This is a genomic window from Cellulosimicrobium sp. I38E (assembly GCF_001647255.1).
In the GTDB taxonomy this organism is placed as follows: Bacteria; Actinomycetota; Actinomycetes; order Actinomycetales; family Cellulomonadaceae; genus Cellulosimicrobium; species Cellulosimicrobium cellulans_E.
In genome coordinates this window covers 63,295-79,456 of the sequence record NZ_LUAZ01000017.1, presented here as the reverse complement: position 1 = coordinate 79,456, position 16,162 = coordinate 63,295, and the positions used below count along the sequence as shown (strand labels likewise).

The window sequence follows — 16,162 nt, the reverse complement described above, 5'->3', positions numbered from 1 at the left end:
TCCGCCCGGCCGGACGAGGCGGTACCGGCGGTGCGCCGGGTCAGAACTCCCCGAAGCCGCCGAAGTCGTCGAACCCTCCGCCGAAGTCTCCGCCGCCGAAGTCGCCACCGCCGTCGTCACCGCCGCCCGAGGGGTCCTCGCCCGCCGCCTCGACCGCTCCGCCGTCGGCGCCCTCGGCCGCGCCGGGGTCCTCGGCGCCGCCCTGCTCGGCGGCTGCGTCCTCCGCGACGGGCTGCGTCGGGTCGGCGAACGCGGGGCCGAACAGGGCGTTCGCGACCGCCGAGCCGATGACGACGCCCGCGATCGTGCCGAGCAGGCTCGAGCCGACCATGGCGCCGAAGCCGGGTGCGCCCTGGCCGCGGCCGGCGAACGTGCGCTCGAGCGTGCCGGGCTGGCGCATCTCGGCGCGCGTCGCCATCCGGGCGAGGTCCTGCGGTGCGTCGGACGCCGCGCGCTCCGACGCCGGGACCTGCTCGCCCAGCTCGGTGAGCACCTGTCGCCGCTGCTCGGGCGTCAGGCGGGCGAACGCCTCGGCGTGCGCCTGCTCGACCTGGTCCGGCGGCGCGGTGCGCAGCAGGTACCGGTAGCGGTCGACCGCGACCTGGTCGGGGGTGCGGGGTGCGGCCGTCGCGGCGCGCGCGTCCTGCGGGGCGCTCCCGTAGGCGGGCTGGCCGGGGTGCTGGGGCGGGTACTGCGTGGGGTGCTGCGACGGCGAGCCGTAGGGGCCCGCCTGCGGGGCGCCGTGCGGGTCGCGCGGCTCGCGGCCGAGGAGCCGGTCCAGGAATCCCATGGGTCGTCCTCCGAGTTCGGTGGCGCGGCGTCGGATGCGCGCGCGGGGGTCGTGGCCGGGTACGGCTCACTCCCGGACCAACGAGGAGTCCCGGCTCGCGGTTCCGTCCCACGCCGAACCTGGGTTCTCTCCTCACCGCACCCGACGAGTGAGGAGCTGCCCCGGGTTCGGCGCACCACCCGGGTACGACCGCCCCGGACGCACGAGCGCCCCCGACCGGAGGGTCGGGGGCGCTCGGTGAACGATCGGTCGGCGCGACCCGCGAGGGTCGTCACCGGGGAGATCGGATCAGATCGCGCGGATGTTCTCCGCCTGCGGGCCCTTGGGGCCCTGCGTCACGTCGAACTCGACGCGCTGGTTCTCCTCCAGCGTGCGGAAGCCCTGCGACTGGATCGCGGAGTAGTGCGCGAACACGTCAGCCGAGCCGTCCTCGGGGGCGATGAAGCCGTAGCCCTTCTCGCTGTTGAACCACTTCACGGTTCCGGTAGCCATTGTTACTCCTTCAAGAGTGTGGAAACACCCCCCGCGGGCGCAGGGGAGTACATCACGGTGTTCGTCGTCAACTCTTGGGTAACAAGGTCCGCCGGGCGCCCGCCGGGTGGCGGTCACGTCGACGCGAGGACAAGCGAGGCACTGCAATCTCGGGGTCAACCGTACAGGGTATGCCCCTTCTTGGCCATGGGTTGCCCCGCGAGTGTCGTGACGACCTCACGACGGCCCGACGCCGCAGGTCATGGCCCGAGCGCGGTCAGCTCCACCACCGGCACGACCCGTCGCCAGTCGGCCTCCCCGCGCTCGGCGGCGAGGGGCTCCGCCCACTCCCGGAGCACCGGTTCCAGCACCGCCCAGCCCCGCGCGTACCGGGAGGCGTACTCGTCCAGGAGCCGCGCGCCGTCGTCGGGCAGGAGCGTGCGGGCGGTGCTCCGCACGTGCCGGCGTCGCCCCACCCACACGAGCACGCGCGGGTCCGCGACGACGTTGCGGTACCACTGCGAACGGGGTCCCAGCCCGGCGACGACGACCCACGACCCCGGCGCGGGCCGGTCGGTCACCTCGAGGACGACGTACCGCGCCTCGCCCGTGGACCGGCCGCGGTGACCGAGGAGCAGGAGTCGCCCGCCGGCGAGGAAGCCGAGCCCGGAGCGGAAGAGGACGATCGGGGCCCGGACGAACCAGCGGGTGTGCAGGAGGCGGGACGCGAGGGTCATCGCCCCACCGTAGGCCGACGCCGAAATCAGCACATTCGTACCGTCCACGGAACGAAACGAGACCCGCACGTTACGAGTCGGTAACAACTCCCTGCGTCTCACGAAATCCGATCCGCCTACGTTCGCGTCACCCAGGAACGCGGAGGCGCCACCTCCCGCGGATTCGTGGGTCCGGAGCCCTCCGAGATGCCGCGGAGGGCTCCGGGCGACACGTCCGCGGGCAGGTTTCGTCCCCGGGTGACCTGTGTCACTATTCAGCACGCAATTCAGTGTTGAATTCAGCGATCGACCGCGGAGAGAAGCGGCTTGACGGCCCTCCGCGGGGATCAGGACCACGGAGGTTGGCATGCATCGCACAGCACGACGGGCGAGCGGGGGTGCTGCTCTGCTCCTCGCGGCCACTCTCGTCCTCACCGCCTGCGGTCCCCAGTCCCAGGGCGGCGGAGACGAGACGACCGGGACGTCGACCGAGACCGACGACGGCGGCGGCTCGGCCGAGCTGAGCATCGTCCCCTCGGTCCAGATCGACATCGACGGCGCCGAGGTCGAGGCGACCGAGGCTGGCAACCCGGCCGACCCGGCCGGCGACGGCAGCGCCGAGTGCGCCGAGGGCACGTCGATCGCGATGGCGGGTGCCCTCACGGGCCCGAACGCCGCGCTCGGCCTCAACATCCTGTACGGGGCGCAGGTCGCGGTGGACGCGTTCAACGAGGCGAACCCCGGCTGCCAGGTGACCATCAAGGAGTTCGACACCGAGGGCGACCCGCAGAAGGCCACCCAGGTCGCGCCGCAGATCGTCGGCGACGCGTCCGTGCTCGGTCTGCTCGGCCCGGCGTTCTCGGGCGAGACCGCCGCGACCGGCGACGTCTTCAACCAGGCCGGCCTGCTGTCGCTCACGGCGTCGGCCACGAACCCCGACCTGACGACGAACGGCTGGACCAACTTCTTCCGCGGCCTCGCCAACGACGCCGTCCAGGGGCCGTCGGTCGCCAAGTACCTCGTCAACACGAAGGAGTTCGGCAGCGTCTGCGTCGTCTCCGACAACTCGGACTACGGCATCGGCCTCGCCCAGCAGATCACCGAGGGCCTGGGCGACGCCGCGAACGAGGACTGCGCCGCCGAGGTCAAGACGGGTGACAAGGACTTCTCGGCCGCCGTCCAGATCATCTCGGGCGCCGACGCCGACGCGGTCTTCTACGCCGGCTACTACGCCGAGGCGGCGCCGTTCGTGCAGGGCCTGCGCGACGGCGGCGTCGACATCCCGTTCGTCTCGGCGGACGGCACGAACGACCCGCAGTTCGTCTCGCAGGCGGGCGAGGCGTCCAAGGGCGCGATCCTCTCCTGCCCGTGCGGCCCCGCACCGGAGGACTTCGCGGCCACCTACGAGGAGTCGTCCGGCCAGGCGCCGGGCGTGTACTCGGTCGAGGGCTACGACCTCGCGACGATCATGCTCACCGGCATCGCCTCGGGCGTGACCGACCGCGCGGGCCTGATCGACTACGTGGCGAACTACTCCGGTGAGGGCCTGGCCCGCACCTACGAGTGGGACGACACGGGCGAGCTCGCCTCGGCGCTCATCTGGATCTACGAGGTCCAGTAGTCCGACGACGACGGGCGCCCCGCCCCGACGTCCCCCCGCGCGGGGACCGGTCGGCGGGGCGCCCGTCGTGGACCACGACCTCGTACACCAGAGAAAGAATCAGGGAGCGTCATGCCCGCTCTTGCTGACGCGCTGATGCACAGCGCGACCGCCGGTCCCCTCGTCCACCAGTCCCTCATCGACTTCAACATCGCTGGCCTCGCTCGGAACTTCTGGGGCCTCACCATCGAGGGCCTCACCTACGGCGCGATCTACGCGCTCGTGGCCGTCGGCTACACGCTCGTCTACGGCGTGCTGCGGCTCATCAACTTCGCCCACTCCGAGGTCTTCATGCTCGGCATGTTCGGGCAGTACGCGACCCTCATGCTCCTGGGCTTCTACCCGAGCGGGAACGTGTACGACAAGGGCGTCGCCCTCACCGTCCTCTACCTCGGCATCGCGATGCTCGGCGGCATGCTCGTCGCGGGCGGCGCCGCCGTGGGGCTGGAACGCGTGGCCTACAGACCGCTGCGACGGCGCGGCGCACCGGCGCTCGTGTTCCTCATCACCGCGATCGGGATGTCGTTCATCATCCAGGAGTTCGTGCACTTCGTGCTGCCGAAGCTCACGGGCGGCACCCTCGGCGGCGTGAACGCCCAGCAGCCGATCCGGCTCGTGCAGCCCGAGGTGCAGTTCACGATCGGCGGCGCGCCGGTCACGAACATCACGATCGTCATCATCCTGTCGGCGCTCGTCCTCGCCCTCGCGACGGACATGTTCATCAACCGGACCAAGTTCGGCCGCGGCATCCGCGCCGTCGCGCAGGACCCGGTGACCGCGACGCTCATGGGCGTCTCGCGCGAGCGCGTCATCATGCTGACGTTCCTCATCGGCGGCATCCTCGCCGGCGCGGCTGCGCTGCTCTACACGCTGCGCGTGCCGAACGGGATCATCTACTCCGGCGGCTTCATCCTCGGCATCAAGGCGTTCTGCGCCGCGGTGCTCGGCGGGATCGGCAACCTGCGCGGCGCGCTGCTCGGCGGCCTGCTGCTCGGTGTCATGGAGAACTACGGCCAGGTCGTGTTCGGGACGGAGTGGCGCGACGTCGTGGCGTTCGTGCTCCTCATCGTCGTCCTCATGTTCCGCCCGACCGGCATCCTCGGCGAGTCGCTGGGGAGGGCGCGCGCATGAGCACCTCGACCCCCGCACCGCAGGCCCCCGAGGGCCGTCCCACGTCCATGCCCCCCGTGGGCCGCGTCGCGACGAAGGACCGTCCGCACGGCGGCGTCGGCGACCGGTTCCGCCTGTGGTGGGACGCCCAGGCGCGACCCACCCAGTGGCTGATCGGCGTGCCGTTCCTCATCTTCATCGCGCTCGTGCCGATCCTCAACATCCCGGTGCTCACCACGGTCGGCACCAACTTCGGCGGCGTCATGGCGCAGTTCGGCATGATCGCGCTCATCGCCATCGGTCTCAACGTCGTCGTGGGCCAGGCCGGCCTGCTCGACCTCGGGTACGTCGGCTTCTACGCCATCGGCGCGTACACGGTCGCGATCCTCACGAGCCCCGACAGCCCGTGGAACCAGACCGACGAGTGGCTGTCGCAGGACTGGGCGTGGCTCGCGGCGCTGCCGATCGCGGTCGCGATCACGTCGTTGTCGGGGCTGATCCTCGGGTCGCCCACGCTGCGCCTGCGCGGCGACTACCTGGCCATCGTCACGCTCGGCTTCGGCGAGATCGTCCGCCTCCTCGCGGACAACCTCGACGAGCTCACGGGCGGCGGCCAGGGCCTGCGCGGCGTGGCCTACCCCCGCGTCGGGGTCTCGGAGGAGCTGCCCAACGGCGTCTTCTCCGCGGGCAACGCCGCGGGCACGCTCAACTCCGGCGTGTGGTGGTACTGGCTCAGCCTCGTGTTCATCGTCATCTCGCTGCTCCTCGTGGGGAACCTCGAGCGCTCGCGCGTCGGGCGCGCCTGGGTCGCGATCCGGGAGGACGAGGACGCGGCGGAGATCATGGGCGTCCCGACGTTCCGCTTCAAGCTGTGGGCGTTCGTCATCGGCGCGTCGATCGGCGGCGTCGCGGGCGCGCTCTACGCGGGCCAGGTGCAGTTCGTCATCCCGACGAACTTCAACGTCATCAACTCCGTGCTCTTCCTCTGCGCGGTCGTGCTCGGCGGCCAGGGGAACAAGCTCGGGGTGATCCTCGGCGCGTTCATCATCGTGTACCTGCCGAACTTCTTCCTCGGCCGCACCGAGCTGTTCGGCATCCCGATCAACGGCAACGAGATCGCGAGCTACCGGTACCTGTTCTTCGGGATCGCGCTGGTCGTGCTCATGATCTTCCGTCCACAGGGTCTGATCCCCGTCCGGCAGAAGCTGCTCGCCTACGGACGAGAGCTCTACGTGGCGGCGCGCCGTGCGGCGCAGGCGGCCACGCGGTCCGGGTCCGACGACGGTGCGCGGCCGGGGACCCCGGCAGTCGCCACGGCGTCGGGTGCCTCGGGCACGACGGGCGCTGCGCGCCCGACGGCCGGCGGGACCCGCACGGGAGAGAGCACGACGGACGGGGAGGAGACCCGATGAGCACCCATGACCCCGGCGGCATCGGGGCGGGCGGCGAGCACGGCGACGAGCACCTCGCGTCGTCGGGCCGCGCCGACTCGTCCCGCGCCGACCTCTACATGCCGGGCGCCGTCCTGGAGGAGCCCGCGATCGTCGACGTCGCGGACGTGCGGCCGGAGCTGGCGAACCCCGACCTCGTCGACGCGATGGTCGCGCCGGACCGCACGGTCCACGCGAAGGTCGGCGAGCCGCTGCTCCAGATGCAGAACGTCACCGTCCAGTTCGGCGGCCTCGTCGCGCTCGACGACGTGTCGTTCGACATCCGGCGCGGCGAGATCCTCGGCCTCATCGGGCCGAACGGCGCGGGCAAGACGACGGCGTTCAACGCGATGACGGGCGTCTACCGGCCCACCAAGGGACAGGTCGTCTTCGACGGGTCCCCGGTCGGCAAGCTCAAGCGGTACCGGATCACGCAGCGCGGCATCGCCCGCACGTTCCAGAACATCCGCCTGTTCAACGAGATGACGGCTCTCGAGAACGTCGTCGTCGGCTCGGACGCGCGGCACCGCACGTCCGTCCCGGGCGCCCTGCTCCGCACCCCGCGCCACCGGCGCGAGGAGCGCGACGCCATCGACCGGGCGCTCGCGCTGCTCGAGTTCGTGGGCGTCGGCGGGCGGGCGACCGAGAAGGCGCGCAACCTCTCCTACGGCGACCAGCGGCGCCTGGAGATCGCGCGCGCCCTGGCCACGGAGCCCAAGCTCCTGTGCCTCGACGAGCCCGCGGCGGGCTTCAACCCGGCGGAGAAGGAGTCCCTCATGGACCTCATCCGCCACATCCGCGACGACGGCTACACGGTCCTGCTCATCGAGCACGACATGCGCCTCGTGCGCGGGGTGACCGACCGCATCGTCGTGCTCGAGTTCGGGCGCGTCATCGCGGACGGCACCCCCGACGAGGTCACGAGCGACCCCAAGGTCATCGCGGCCTACCTGGGCGTGCCGGACTCCGAGCTGACCGCCGACGAGGGGGGCACGGGCGCGGACCGTGCCGCCGGGCCGACGACCGAAGGAGGCAGCGGCGATGCCTCTGCTTGAGCTGCAGGACATGACGGTCGCCTACGGGCGGATCGAGGCGGTGCGGGGCATCTCGATCACCGTCGAGGAAGGCGAGCTCGTCACCCTCATCGGGGCGAACGGCGCCGGGAAGACGACGACGATGCGCGCGATCTCGGGCATCCGTCCGGTGTCGCGCGGCAAGGTCCTCTTCGACGGCAAGGACATCACCAAGATGAAGGCCCACCTGCGCGTGCTCGAGGGCATCGTGCAGGCGCCCGAGGGCCGCGGGATCTTCCCCGGCATGACCGTGATCGAGAACCTCGAGATGGGCTCCTACGCGCGCACGTTCGCGTCGAAGGCCGAGCACGACGAGACCCTCGACCGGGTGTTCGACCTCTTCCCGCGCCTCGCCGAGCGCAAGGAGCAGGTGGGCGGCACGATGTCCGGCGGCGAGCAGCAGATGCTCGCGATCGGGCGCGCGCTCATGGCACGCCCACGGCTCCTGCTCCTCGACGAGCCGTCGATGGGCCTCGCGCCCATGGTCATCCAGCAGATCTTCCGCATCGTCTCGGAGATCAACGCCCAGGGCACGACGGTCCTGCTCGTCGAGCAGAACGCGCAGCAGGCGCTCTCACGCTCCGACCGTGCCTACGTGCTGGAGACGGGAGAGGTCGTGCGCAGGGGCGGCGGCAAGGAGCTGCTGGCCGACTCGAGCATCAAGGAGGCGTACCTCGGCGTGGCCTGACCCCTGGCCCGGCCGGTCGAGCACGTCTCTGCGCGCCGTCGAGAACGACATGGGTGCCGTTATCCGACGGATAACGGCACCCATGTCGTGTTCGGCGGGGTGGGCGCGGTCGGCGTCGTGCGCGCCGCCGCGAGGCGGGCCTCGCCCTCGCGCACGAGCTCGTCGGCGTCCGCCGCTCCGGCGACGGACCAGGTGAGCGACGTGCGGAACGTCGGCCGGATCCGGCCCTCGGGCGCGCCGAGCTGCGCCAGGACCTCCTGGCGCAGGGTCTCGGCGCTCGCGGCGGCCTCGACGTCGCCCATCGCGGGCAGCGTCGCGAGCACCGCGAACCGGTCGCCGTCGACGCGGCCCGCCTCGCAGCCCCCGGGGAGCCACGACCGCAGCCGGTGGCCGACCCCCGCGAGGAGGGCGTCGCCGGCGTCCTGCCCGTGGCGCGCATTGACGCCCGCCATGTCCTGCACGTCGACCAGGAGAAGGACGACGCGCGTGCCGCCGTGCGCGACGAGGCGGCAGCGCCGGGTGAGCGAGTGCCACGTGCTGCGACGCGAGAGCAGGCCCGTGAGCGCGTCGTGCGTGGACCGCTCCGCGAGCGTCCCGACGAGCGAGCGCACGAGCTCCGCCGCGCCGACGCTCGCCCAGTGGCCGCCGCGGACGAGCACGTCGTCGTACCGGCGGTCGTCGGGCCGCGACATGGCGAGCGTCGCGACCTCGGTGACGGCCGCCGTCGGAGCGACGACGAGCGGGGACCAGTCGGTCACGCTCGCGACCGGCCGGCGCTCGAGGACCGCGCGGCCGTAGCCGAGCCGGCCCGTCAGCGCGGCGACGAGGCTCGTGCGCACGACGACGCCGGTGCGCGCCGCCCGAGCGCCTGGCGGGGGGACCTCGTCGTCGTGCACGACGACGCACGAGACGTCGGGGTCGCGGAACAGGACCTCGAGCTGGCCCACGGGCATGGAGGAGCCGACCGTCAGCACCGGCCGCGCGAGGTCGGCGACCGTGCCGCTCGCTCGCGCGGGCGGGCGCATCGCCGTGTGCCGGGCCAGCTCGGTGAGTTCGTCGTGCACACGGGCAGTGTGGCGGCGTCACGACCGTCGCCGCCGGGACGGGCCCCAGTGTTCGTCGAGAGTTCACGGCCGCGTCACGCGACCGTCGCCGGGCGTCACCGGGACGCCGTGGGGCGGGCTGCGCGGGGCGAGGTCGCGAGGTCGCGTCGCCTAGGCTGGACGCGTGCCGCTCCGCCGTCGTGACGCCCGGGACCGACTGACCTTCGAGCTGGTCGAGTCGGCGGACGCGGACGTGGACCTCGAGGACGACGGCCCTGCCTGGGGCTCCGCGAGCGGCTCCGCCCCTGCGCCACGCGGCACCGCCGGCCTCGCCTGGTCGGGCGCCGCGCGTCCGGTCGACCTCGACGCGCGCGAGCTCGGGCAGGGCGCGGCGGGCCTCGGCCTCGAGGACGTGCTCGAGGCGGACGCGCCCGACCCGGACGATCCCACGGCGGACGGGGCGCGTCCGGACTCCCCGCGGGCGTCCCGCCCCGGGCGGCGGAGGGCCGTGGTCGGCGCGGTCGCCGCCGGGGTCGCCCTCGTGCTCGGCGGGATGCTCGCGGTCGACGCGTGGCACGGCCGGGGCGACATCGCCCGTCTGCGCGCCGCGCCGGGCGGGGTCGAGCCGCTGCCCGACGCCCCGCGAGAGCAGTGGACCGCTGAGGTGGGTCTCACGGGCGGGCTCGCGCTGCTGCCCGGCAGCATGGTGACGGTGGTGGACGGGGAGGCGGTCGCCGTCTCGCTCGACAGCGGTGCGGAGCGCTGGCGGGTCGGTGTCGGGAAGGACGCGACGTGCGGGAGCGGGATCTTCTGGGCTCTGCCCTCGGGGGAGCCCGACGACACGCTCGTGTGCGTCGCCCCTGTCCGGGAGGCCCCGGGAGGGATCGTCCGGGACCGGTCGCCGGAGATCGACCCCATGACCGGACGCATCGTGGCCGCGACCTGGACGATCACGGTGGTCGACGACGACGGCGAGGTGCTGGGCCAGCGTGAGGCGAGCACGGACGGCGCGCTCCTGACCCCGGGCCCCGGCGGGACGGTCGTCCGCGCCGAGCGGGTGGGCGAGGTCCCGGCCGGCGAGGGCGCGGTGCTCGAGACGGACGACGCCACGGGGATGCCGCGCGAGATCCCGGACGGACGTCCCGCCGTCGTCCAGGTCGAGGACGCGCTCACGGGCGACGTGCGCTGGGAGGCGGAGCTCCCCTTCGTCGCGGGGGCGGGCCAGTGCATCGCGTGGGGCGAGGCCGACGGCGAGGAGTCGATCCGAGCAGACCTGGAGAACCTGTGGACGGCGGTCGAGACGCGCCTGCTGCGTGTCGAGGGCTGCGGCGTCACGGCATGGTTCACCCTCGACGGCACGCGCCTGGACGAGGCCGAGAACCCCGTCGACGGGGTCGTCGCGCTCTCCGACGGCACCTACTCCCGTGACCCGATCGGCTACGACTACGGCTGGGGACCCTCGAGCGGGACCGAGCCGAACTCTGCGCCTGCGATCCTCGGGGCGGACGGGTCGGTGCGCTGGGAGCCGCCGGGCAGCGTCCTCTCGCCGTCGGCGACCGACGGGCGCCCGGTGCCGACCCTCGTGCGGGACGGTCTGGACCTCGTCGCGTTCGACGTCGAGGGCACCGAGCTGTGGCGCACGTCCGAGCAGAGCACCGCCGGCGCGGTGCTCGTCGCGGCGGGCGGGACGCTCGTCGTCAGCAACGGGTACGGTGACGGCGCCCTGGCAGGCCTCGACCTCACGACGGGCGGCGAACGCTGGTCGCTCGACCGGGAGGAGCTCATCGCGGGGCTCGAGGTCGGGTCGGGATGGTCGGCCGACGTGGCCTACACGGACGGGTCCCGGGCGATCGTCTCCGTCTCCGACTGGGACGCGGGGACGACGTCGCTGCTCGCGCTCGACCTCGCCGACGGCGGCGTCGCGTGGACGGCGGAGACCGCCGGTCCCGACGGCGGCTCCTGGGTCGCGCCGCTCCAGGGTCGGCTGCTGCGGATGAGCGACACCGAGATCACCCGGCTCGGTTGACGGCCGTCCTACGCTGGGGGCGTGCCGCTCCGACGACGAGACGGCGGTGACGACCGTCGCACGTTCGAGCTCGTCGAGTCGGCCGGGGTCGAGGTGGACCCCGACCTCCTCGACGCGCCGCACCCCGTGCTGCTCGGCGCGCTCCCGCGCGACGCCCCGCCCGGTCTCGAGCCGCACGACCCGACAGGGACCGGGGGCGGCGAGGGCCTGGACGAGGTCGGGGCCGGAGGTTCTCTCCCGCGCGCGCCCGGCGTGGACCGTCGGCGACGGCGATGGGTCGCCGCGGCCGTGGTGACGGGTGTCGTCGCCGTGCTGGTGGGCGGGATGCTCGTCGTCGACGCGGTGACGAGCCGTGACGCGCAGGAGCGGCTCGAGGCCGCACGCGGGGCGGTGCGCCCCCTCGACGTCGCCCCGACCGAGCGGTGGACGGCGCCGGCCGCGGCCGACCGCGGTGTGGGGTTCCTGCCGGGCCTGCTCGTGACGGTCGAGGGCGACGAGGCGGTCGCGCTCGACCTGGACACCGGTGCCGAGGCGTGGCGCGTCGCGCTCGGCGGGGACGAGGCCGTGTGCGGGTCGTGGAGCCCGTGGGAGCTGTCGAGCGTGGCGTCGCGCGAGGTCGTGTGCGTCGCGGGCACCGGGATCGGGCCGTTCTGGTACGACCCGGGTGCGCAGGTGCGGTCGGGCACGGGCGTCCCGCCGGCGACCGTGACGGTCCTGGACGCCGCGGGGCGCGTCGTCGGGGAGCGCGAGGTCAAGATCGCAGGGGCGGTCCTTGCCCCCGGTCCCGACGGCGGCCTGGTCCGGGTCGAGCGCGTCGGAGATCCGGGACCGCCGAGCGGCCCGCCCGTGTCGGTCGACCCGGGTGCCGGCGAGACGGTCGACGGCGTCGCGGGGCGCGACGTCCTCGTGACGGTCGAGGACGCCGTGACCGGCGACGTGCGCTGGCGGAGCGAGCTCCCGTTCCAGGACGTGCCGTGGTCGTGCACGTCGTGGGACGCCGAGACGGGCGGCGAGGAGATCGACCCGGACCGGCTCACGCTCGTCGCGACGGAGACGCTGGTCGACGTCGGCGGGTGCGGCGTCGCGGCGTCGTTCCTCCCCGACGGCGAGCGCCTCGACGACCCCGACCTGCCCACGGACGGCGCCGTGCCGCTCGCGGGCGGACGGTTCCTCGTGGACGCGGACCGGCAGGGCACGACCGGGGCGCTGCGGGCCGACCGCGTGCTGGACCCCGCGGGGGTGCCCGTCCTCGACGCCCCGGGCGAGGTGCTCGACCCGCAGGCGACCGACGACCCGGCGCCCGGCGTGCTGTTCGTGCGCGACGGGATCGACCTGCGCGCGTACGACGACGAGGGCGCGCGCCTGTGGACCTATGACGGCGCACGCGTCCCGGAGGCCGTCTACGTGCTCGCCGAGGGCACGGCCGTCGTCGCGACGGCGAGCACGGTCCTCGGCCTCGACGCGCTGTCCGGCGAGCAGACGTGGTCGCGGTTCCTCGACGACCTCGGGGGCGACGAGGGCCGCTCGGCCATGGTGACGCAGGCCTTCACGGACGGGCGGTGCGCGATCCTCGTGCTCGTCGACCCGTCCACGGGCACGCACCCGCGCGTGGTCGCGCTCGAGCTGTCGTCGGGATCGGTCGCCTGGGAGCAGGACCTCGAGGGCGAGTGGGCGTCGTTCGTCCCCGCGCAGGGCCGGCTCTTGCGCTGGGACGGCCAGACGGTCGCGCTGCTGGGCTGAGGCGCGGCGCGCCCGCGAGCTCACCCGACGAGCACCGCGTCACGCGGGAGGTCGGCCCAGCCGGTCCGGCGCGCGACCAGGTCGGTCCAGCCGAGCCGGCCGGTGGGCGACCACGTCATCACGTAGCGCCCGGGCCGGAGGCGGTCGTCCGTCGCCCACAACCCGGCGAGCGCCGCCTCGGCGGTCCGGTCGCCCGCGTCGGCCAGGAGCGTGAGCTCCGCGACCCGGTCGGTGAGCGCGAGGACGGCCGGGTCCGGTGCGGCGCCGGGCATCGTGGCCGCGCCCCACACGTCCCACAGGAGGAGCTCGTGCCGCTGCCGGTGCGCGAGGTCGGCGAGCACGTACCGCTGGACGAACCCCGGACCGGCCAGCCAGGGCACGTCGGGGCCGGCGCCGTGGTCGGCGAGGTCGCGGCGCCCGGCGCGGTACGCCGTCCAGACCTCGGCGGCGGTCTCGAAGGGCGCGCCCTCGCCCGTCGGCAGGTCGTGGAGGTCGAACGCGCGGGATCCCTGCTCGAGCTCCGGGTCGGACCGGACCCAGCGCTCGCCGTCGTGCCGCTCGACGACGACGTGGTCGTGGTGGAACCCGCCCTCGCCGAGGTAGTCCGCGAACCCGAGCCGCGTGCGCGCGGGGACGTCGTGCTCGCGGAGCACGGCCACGGCGAGGAGGGAGTGGTCCCGGCAGCACCCGCCGGCCTGCTGCTCGGGGGAGCGCGGCGCGTCGAGCGGGCCCGGCGCGCGCTCCACGACCGCGTCCAGGGTCGACGCGACCCACCGCCGGTCGACGTCGTCGAGCTGCGCGGGGGTGGGTGCGGTCGCCCCGGCGCGGTAGTGCACGACGGCGGTCGTCACCGCGGCGTGCAGGCGCGCCGGGTCGGGCGTCACGGCGGCGAGCAGCGGGGCGTGGCGGCCAGGGTCGGAGTACGGGCTGTGGTCGGCGTAGCGGGAGACGTCCATGCGCCGACCCTCGGCCCCGCCCCAGGGGCAGGGTCAAGCCTCCTTCCGGTGGCGGTGCGGTGGCCCCCGACCTACGGTCGGCGCAGCCGCTCGGCGTCGAGCGCGCGAGCCGTGCACCGACCGACCAGGGAGCCTGAGCCATGTCCGACGCGAGTACCGGGTCGAGCACCGACGAGAGCACGGCGACGAGCGCCAGGGCCGACGCGCTGGCGGCGGCGGTCGCCGCGGTGAGCACGCCCTCGCCGGTGGACACCCCGCTCGGGCGGTTCGAGCTGGTCGACGGGGTGCCGACCCCGGAGTCCGTCGAGCGGCTGTACGGGTCGCTGGACTTCCTGCGCGGCGTCGAGGCGTTCCTCAGCGCGATGCCCGGGGCGTCGCTCGTGGCGATGCGGCGCGGGTTCCGCGAGCTCGGCCTCCTGCGCTCGAACCAGGTCGGGTACACCGACCCGCGGGCCGACTCGGGTGGAATCTTCCTCACGCCGAACACGGCGACCACGTACGGGTCGCTCTTCGTCGACCTGCGCGAGACGGGCCCGCTCGTCATCGAGCCCCCCAAGAACTCGCTGTGCGTGGTCGACGACTTCTGGTTCCGCTACGTCGCCGACATGGGCATCGCGGGTCCGGACCGCGGCGAGGGCGGTCGCTACCTGTTCCTCCCGCCCGGCTACGACGGCGAGGTCCCGGACGGCTACTTCGTCTACCGGACGCCGACGTTCACCAACTGGGTCGTGCTGCGCGCGCTGGGCGGCGTGCCGGCGATGAAGGAGACGCGGATCTACCCGCTCGCCGACGCGGGAGACCCACCGCCGACCGAGTTCGTCAACATCGCGGGGACGCGCGTCAACACCGTCCACGCCAACGACGCCTCGTTCTTCGACGAGGTCGCCGAGATCGTCACCGAGGAGCCGACGAGCGCGCTCGACCCCGAGCGCGCCGGGCTGCTGCGCGCCGTCGGCATCGTGCCCGGCCGCGCCTTCGACCCGAGCCCGGAGCTGCGCGCGACGCTCGACACGGCGGCGCGGGCGGGGGCGGCGATCAGCCGCGCGCTCGTCTACTCGCCGCGCGACCCCGAGGCGCGGATCGCGCCCGGGTCGAGCTGGCTCCAGGCGTTCCTCGGGGGGTCGTACGAGTTTCTCGCCGACGGTGCGCGCCTGCTCGACGCGCGCGCGCAGTTCCACTTCTTCGCGACCGTCATCACGCCGGCGATGGCCCACGCCCAGGTCGGGGCCGGGTCGGCGTACGCGTACACGGCGCACGACGCGCAGGGCCGGATCCTCGACGGCGCGCGCACGTACCGGCTCGTGCTGCCGCCGAACCCGCCCGCGAAGAACTTCTGGTCGGTGGACCTCTACGACACCCAGACCCGCTCTCTGCTCCAGACCGACGACCCGTACCCGAGCCTCCTGAGCCTCAGCGGCACGGTCGCGACGGAGGAGGACGGCAGCACCGTGCTGTGGTTCGGCCCGGAGCCGCCCGCGGGACGTGAGAGCAACTGGGTCGGGACGGTCCCGGGCCGGTCGTGGTTCCCCATGCTGCGCCTCTACGGGCCGCTCGAGCCGTGGTTCGACCGCACGTGGCTCCCGGGGGACCTGGAGCTGGCCGAGGACTGACGGGCTAGCGCGCCGGGTGCGGTCCGGCGGCGAGCGCGACGTCCGCGACGACGGCGTCCGGCTCGTCGGACCACGGGACCGCGTACACCTCGCGGGACGCGGCGTGCGCCAGCCCGGTCGCGACGCGCAGCGCGTCGAGATACCCGACGATCTGCGGGAAGCGGCAGTCGCGCGAGGGGACCTCGACGTACGCCTCCGTGCGGGCCGGGTCCTCGCGGAGCACGACCGGCCCGGCGGGGACGACCGCCCCGCGGTACGGGACGCACGCCTCGACCCGCCCGGGGACGTCGCGGCCGACGGGCGAGTGGTAGATCACCCAGTGCGCCGCGCCCGCCTCCGCCCCGGCCGCGGCGAGGTGCGCGCGGATGGTCAGCAGGTCGGCGCTGAACGTGGGGACGAGGTCGTCCTGGGTCGTGGACGACGTGATCGTGGCGACCGTGCACGCGGGGACCTCGCGCCATCGGACCTCGGCCTCCCCGCGCCCGGTCGCGAGCGCACGCGCGAGCTCCTCCGCGGTCGCGCGCTGTTCCGCGAGTGCCCGCTGCCGCTCGTCCCACCAGCCGAGGAGGACGTCGCGCACGTCGCGCGGGTCGGCGTCGAGCACCTCGGGGACGCGCGCGAGCGGCACGTCGATCCGGCGCAGGAGCGCCAGGGCGCGGCCCCGCTCGACCTGCTCGGGCGCGTACGCGCGGTAGCCCGTGCGGGGGTCGACGCCGGCCGGGACGAGGAGGCCGTTGGCGTCGTAGAGCCGCAGCGCCTTGATGGACAGCCCCGACGCGCGCACCATCTCGCCGCTCGTGAGCGTCTCCGCCGTCGGGCGCTCCCCCTGCTCCTGCGTCACGCGTCGAG

General features: G+C 74.0%; 14 protein-coding genes. 8 read left to right on the top strand and 6 right to left on the bottom strand.

The window, feature by feature from the left end:
* Window positions 1-40 precede the first annotated feature (40 nt).
* The 3 genes from A0J59_RS05595 to A0J59_RS05585 all read right to left on the bottom strand — a co-directional run bounded on the left by A0J59_RS05595 (window position 41) and on the right by A0J59_RS05585 (window position 1,998).
* Window positions 41-790 carry a hypothetical protein gene (locus A0J59_RS05595; RefSeq protein ID WP_064315486.1) on the bottom strand — a complete coding sequence of 250 codons (750 nt, stop codon included), beginning with the start codon at window positions 788-790 and terminating at the stop codon, window positions 41-43.
* 288 nt (window positions 791-1,078) lie between these two features.
* Window positions 1,079-1,282 (bottom strand): cold-shock protein, encoded by a 204-nt coding sequence (locus A0J59_RS05590; RefSeq protein ID WP_047231069.1) that lies wholly within the window; start codon window positions 1,280-1,282, stop codon window positions 1,079-1,081.
* Window positions 1,283-1,521: 239 nt separating this feature from the next.
* Entirely contained in the window at window positions 1,522-1,998 is a 477-nt protein-coding gene (locus A0J59_RS05585; protein WP_064315485.1) for a nitroreductase family deazaflavin-dependent oxidoreductase, read from the bottom strand.
* 346 nt (window positions 1,999-2,344) lie between these two features.
* On the opposite strand from A0J59_RS05585, the gene A0J59_RS05580 reads away from it, so the two are divergent.
* From A0J59_RS05580 to A0J59_RS05560, 5 genes are all read left to right on the top strand, one after another.
* Window positions 2,345-3,598, top strand: a complete 1,254-nt coding sequence (locus A0J59_RS05580) for a branched-chain amino acid ABC transporter substrate-binding protein (RefSeq protein WP_064315484.1) — start codon at window positions 2,345-2,347, stop codon at window positions 3,596-3,598.
* A 111-nt stretch (window positions 3,599-3,709) separates the two neighbouring features.
* Entirely contained in the window at window positions 3,710-4,768 is a 1,059-nt protein-coding gene (locus A0J59_RS05575; protein WP_172820019.1) for a branched-chain amino acid ABC transporter permease, read from the top strand.
* The gene (locus A0J59_RS05570) at window positions 4,765-6,159 is read left to right on the top strand and encodes a branched-chain amino acid ABC transporter permease (protein ID WP_082918768.1); all 1,395 of its coding nucleotides are present in this window, start codon (window positions 4,765-4,767) and stop codon (window positions 6,157-6,159) included. The genes A0J59_RS05575 and A0J59_RS05570 overlap by 4 nt, the downstream gene beginning before the upstream one ends.
* Window positions 6,156-7,232, top strand: a complete 1,077-nt coding sequence (locus A0J59_RS05565) for an ABC transporter ATP-binding protein (protein WP_082140854.1) — start codon at window positions 6,156-6,158, stop codon at window positions 7,230-7,232. Before A0J59_RS05570 ends, A0J59_RS05565 begins: the two co-directional genes overlap by 4 nt.
* Window positions 7,219-7,938, top strand: a complete 720-nt coding sequence (locus tag A0J59_RS05560) for an ABC transporter ATP-binding protein (protein ID WP_047231073.1) — start codon at window positions 7,219-7,221, stop codon at window positions 7,936-7,938. Before A0J59_RS05565 ends, A0J59_RS05560 begins: the two co-directional genes overlap by 14 nt.
* Before the next feature lie 59 nt (window positions 7,939-7,997).
* Here the strand turns inward: A0J59_RS05560 and A0J59_RS05555 are convergent, their stop codons facing one another.
* Window positions 7,998-9,002, bottom strand: a complete 1,005-nt coding sequence (locus tag A0J59_RS05555) for a diguanylate cyclase (protein ID WP_064315482.1) — start codon at window positions 9,000-9,002, stop codon at window positions 7,998-8,000.
* Between the two features lie 163 nt (window positions 9,003-9,165).
* Here A0J59_RS05555 and A0J59_RS05550 point away from each other — a divergent pair, with 163 nt between their 5' ends.
* Window positions 9,166-11,007: a PQQ-binding-like beta-propeller repeat protein gene (locus A0J59_RS05550; RefSeq protein WP_064315481.1), complete on the top strand. Its 1,842-nt coding sequence runs from the start codon at window positions 9,166-9,168 to the stop codon at window positions 11,005-11,007.
* Between the two features lie 21 nt (window positions 11,008-11,028).
* The gene (locus tag A0J59_RS05545; RefSeq protein WP_064315480.1) at window positions 11,029-12,747 is read left to right on the top strand and encodes a PQQ-binding-like beta-propeller repeat protein; all 1,719 of its coding nucleotides are present in this window, start codon (window positions 11,029-11,031) and stop codon (window positions 12,745-12,747) included.
* A gap of 20 nt (window positions 12,748-12,767) precedes the next feature.
* On the opposite strand, the gene A0J59_RS05540 is transcribed toward A0J59_RS05545, so the two are convergent.
* A complete protein-coding gene (locus tag A0J59_RS05540) occupies window positions 12,768-13,703 on the bottom strand; it encodes a transglutaminase-like domain-containing protein (RefSeq protein WP_064315479.1) in 936 nt (311 codons plus the stop codon).
* A 140-nt stretch (window positions 13,704-13,843) separates the two neighbouring features.
* Here A0J59_RS05540 and A0J59_RS05535 point away from each other — a divergent pair, with 140 nt between their 5' ends.
* Window positions 13,844-15,313: a DUF1254 domain-containing protein gene (locus A0J59_RS05535; RefSeq protein WP_082918767.1), complete on the top strand. Its 1,470-nt coding sequence runs from the start codon at window positions 13,844-13,846 to the stop codon at window positions 15,311-15,313.
* A 4-nt stretch (window positions 15,314-15,317) separates the two neighbouring features.
* On the opposite strand, the gene A0J59_RS21930 is transcribed toward A0J59_RS05535, so the two are convergent.
* Entirely contained in the window at window positions 15,318-16,154 is an 837-nt protein-coding gene (locus A0J59_RS21930) for a MerR family transcriptional regulator (RefSeq protein WP_053370521.1), read from the bottom strand.
* Between the last annotated feature and the right edge of the window lie 8 nt (window positions 16,155-16,162).

Bases quoted from the DNA above. Each gene is read 5' to 3' on its own strand.
- A0J59_RS05560 (WP_047231073.1), top strand. From the start codon at position 7,219: ATGCCTCTGCTTGAGCTGCAGGACATGACGGTCGCCTACGGGCGGATC.
- A0J59_RS05540 (WP_064315479.1), bottom strand. From the start codon at position 13,703: ATGGACGTCTCCCGCTACGCCGACCACAGCCCGTACTCCGACCCTGGC.
- A0J59_RS05580 (WP_064315484.1), top strand. From the start codon at position 2,345: ATGCATCGCACAGCACGACGGGCGAGCGGGGGTGCTGCTCTGCTCCTC.
- A0J59_RS05570 (WP_082918768.1), top strand. From the start codon at position 4,765: ATGAGCACCTCGACCCCCGCACCGCAGGCCCCCGAGGGCCGTCCCACG.
- A0J59_RS05590 (WP_047231069.1), bottom strand. From the start codon at position 1,282: ATGGCTACCGGAACCGTGAAGTGGTTCAACAGCGAGAAGGGCTACGGC.
- A0J59_RS05535 (WP_082918767.1), top strand. From the start codon at position 13,844: ATGTCCGACGCGAGTACCGGGTCGAGCACCGACGAGAGCACGGCGACG.
- A0J59_RS05595 (WP_064315486.1), bottom strand. From the start codon at position 790: ATGGGATTCCTGGACCGGCTCCTCGGCCGCGAGCCGCGCGACCCGCAC.
- A0J59_RS05575 (WP_172820019.1), top strand. From the start codon at position 3,710: ATGCCCGCTCTTGCTGACGCGCTGATGCACAGCGCGACCGCCGGTCCC.
- A0J59_RS05585 (WP_064315485.1), bottom strand. From the start codon at position 1,998: ATGACCCTCGCGTCCCGCCTCCTGCACACCCGCTGGTTCGTCCGGGCC.
- A0J59_RS05565 (WP_082140854.1), top strand. From the start codon at position 6,156: ATGAGCACCCATGACCCCGGCGGCATCGGGGCGGGCGGCGAGCACGGC.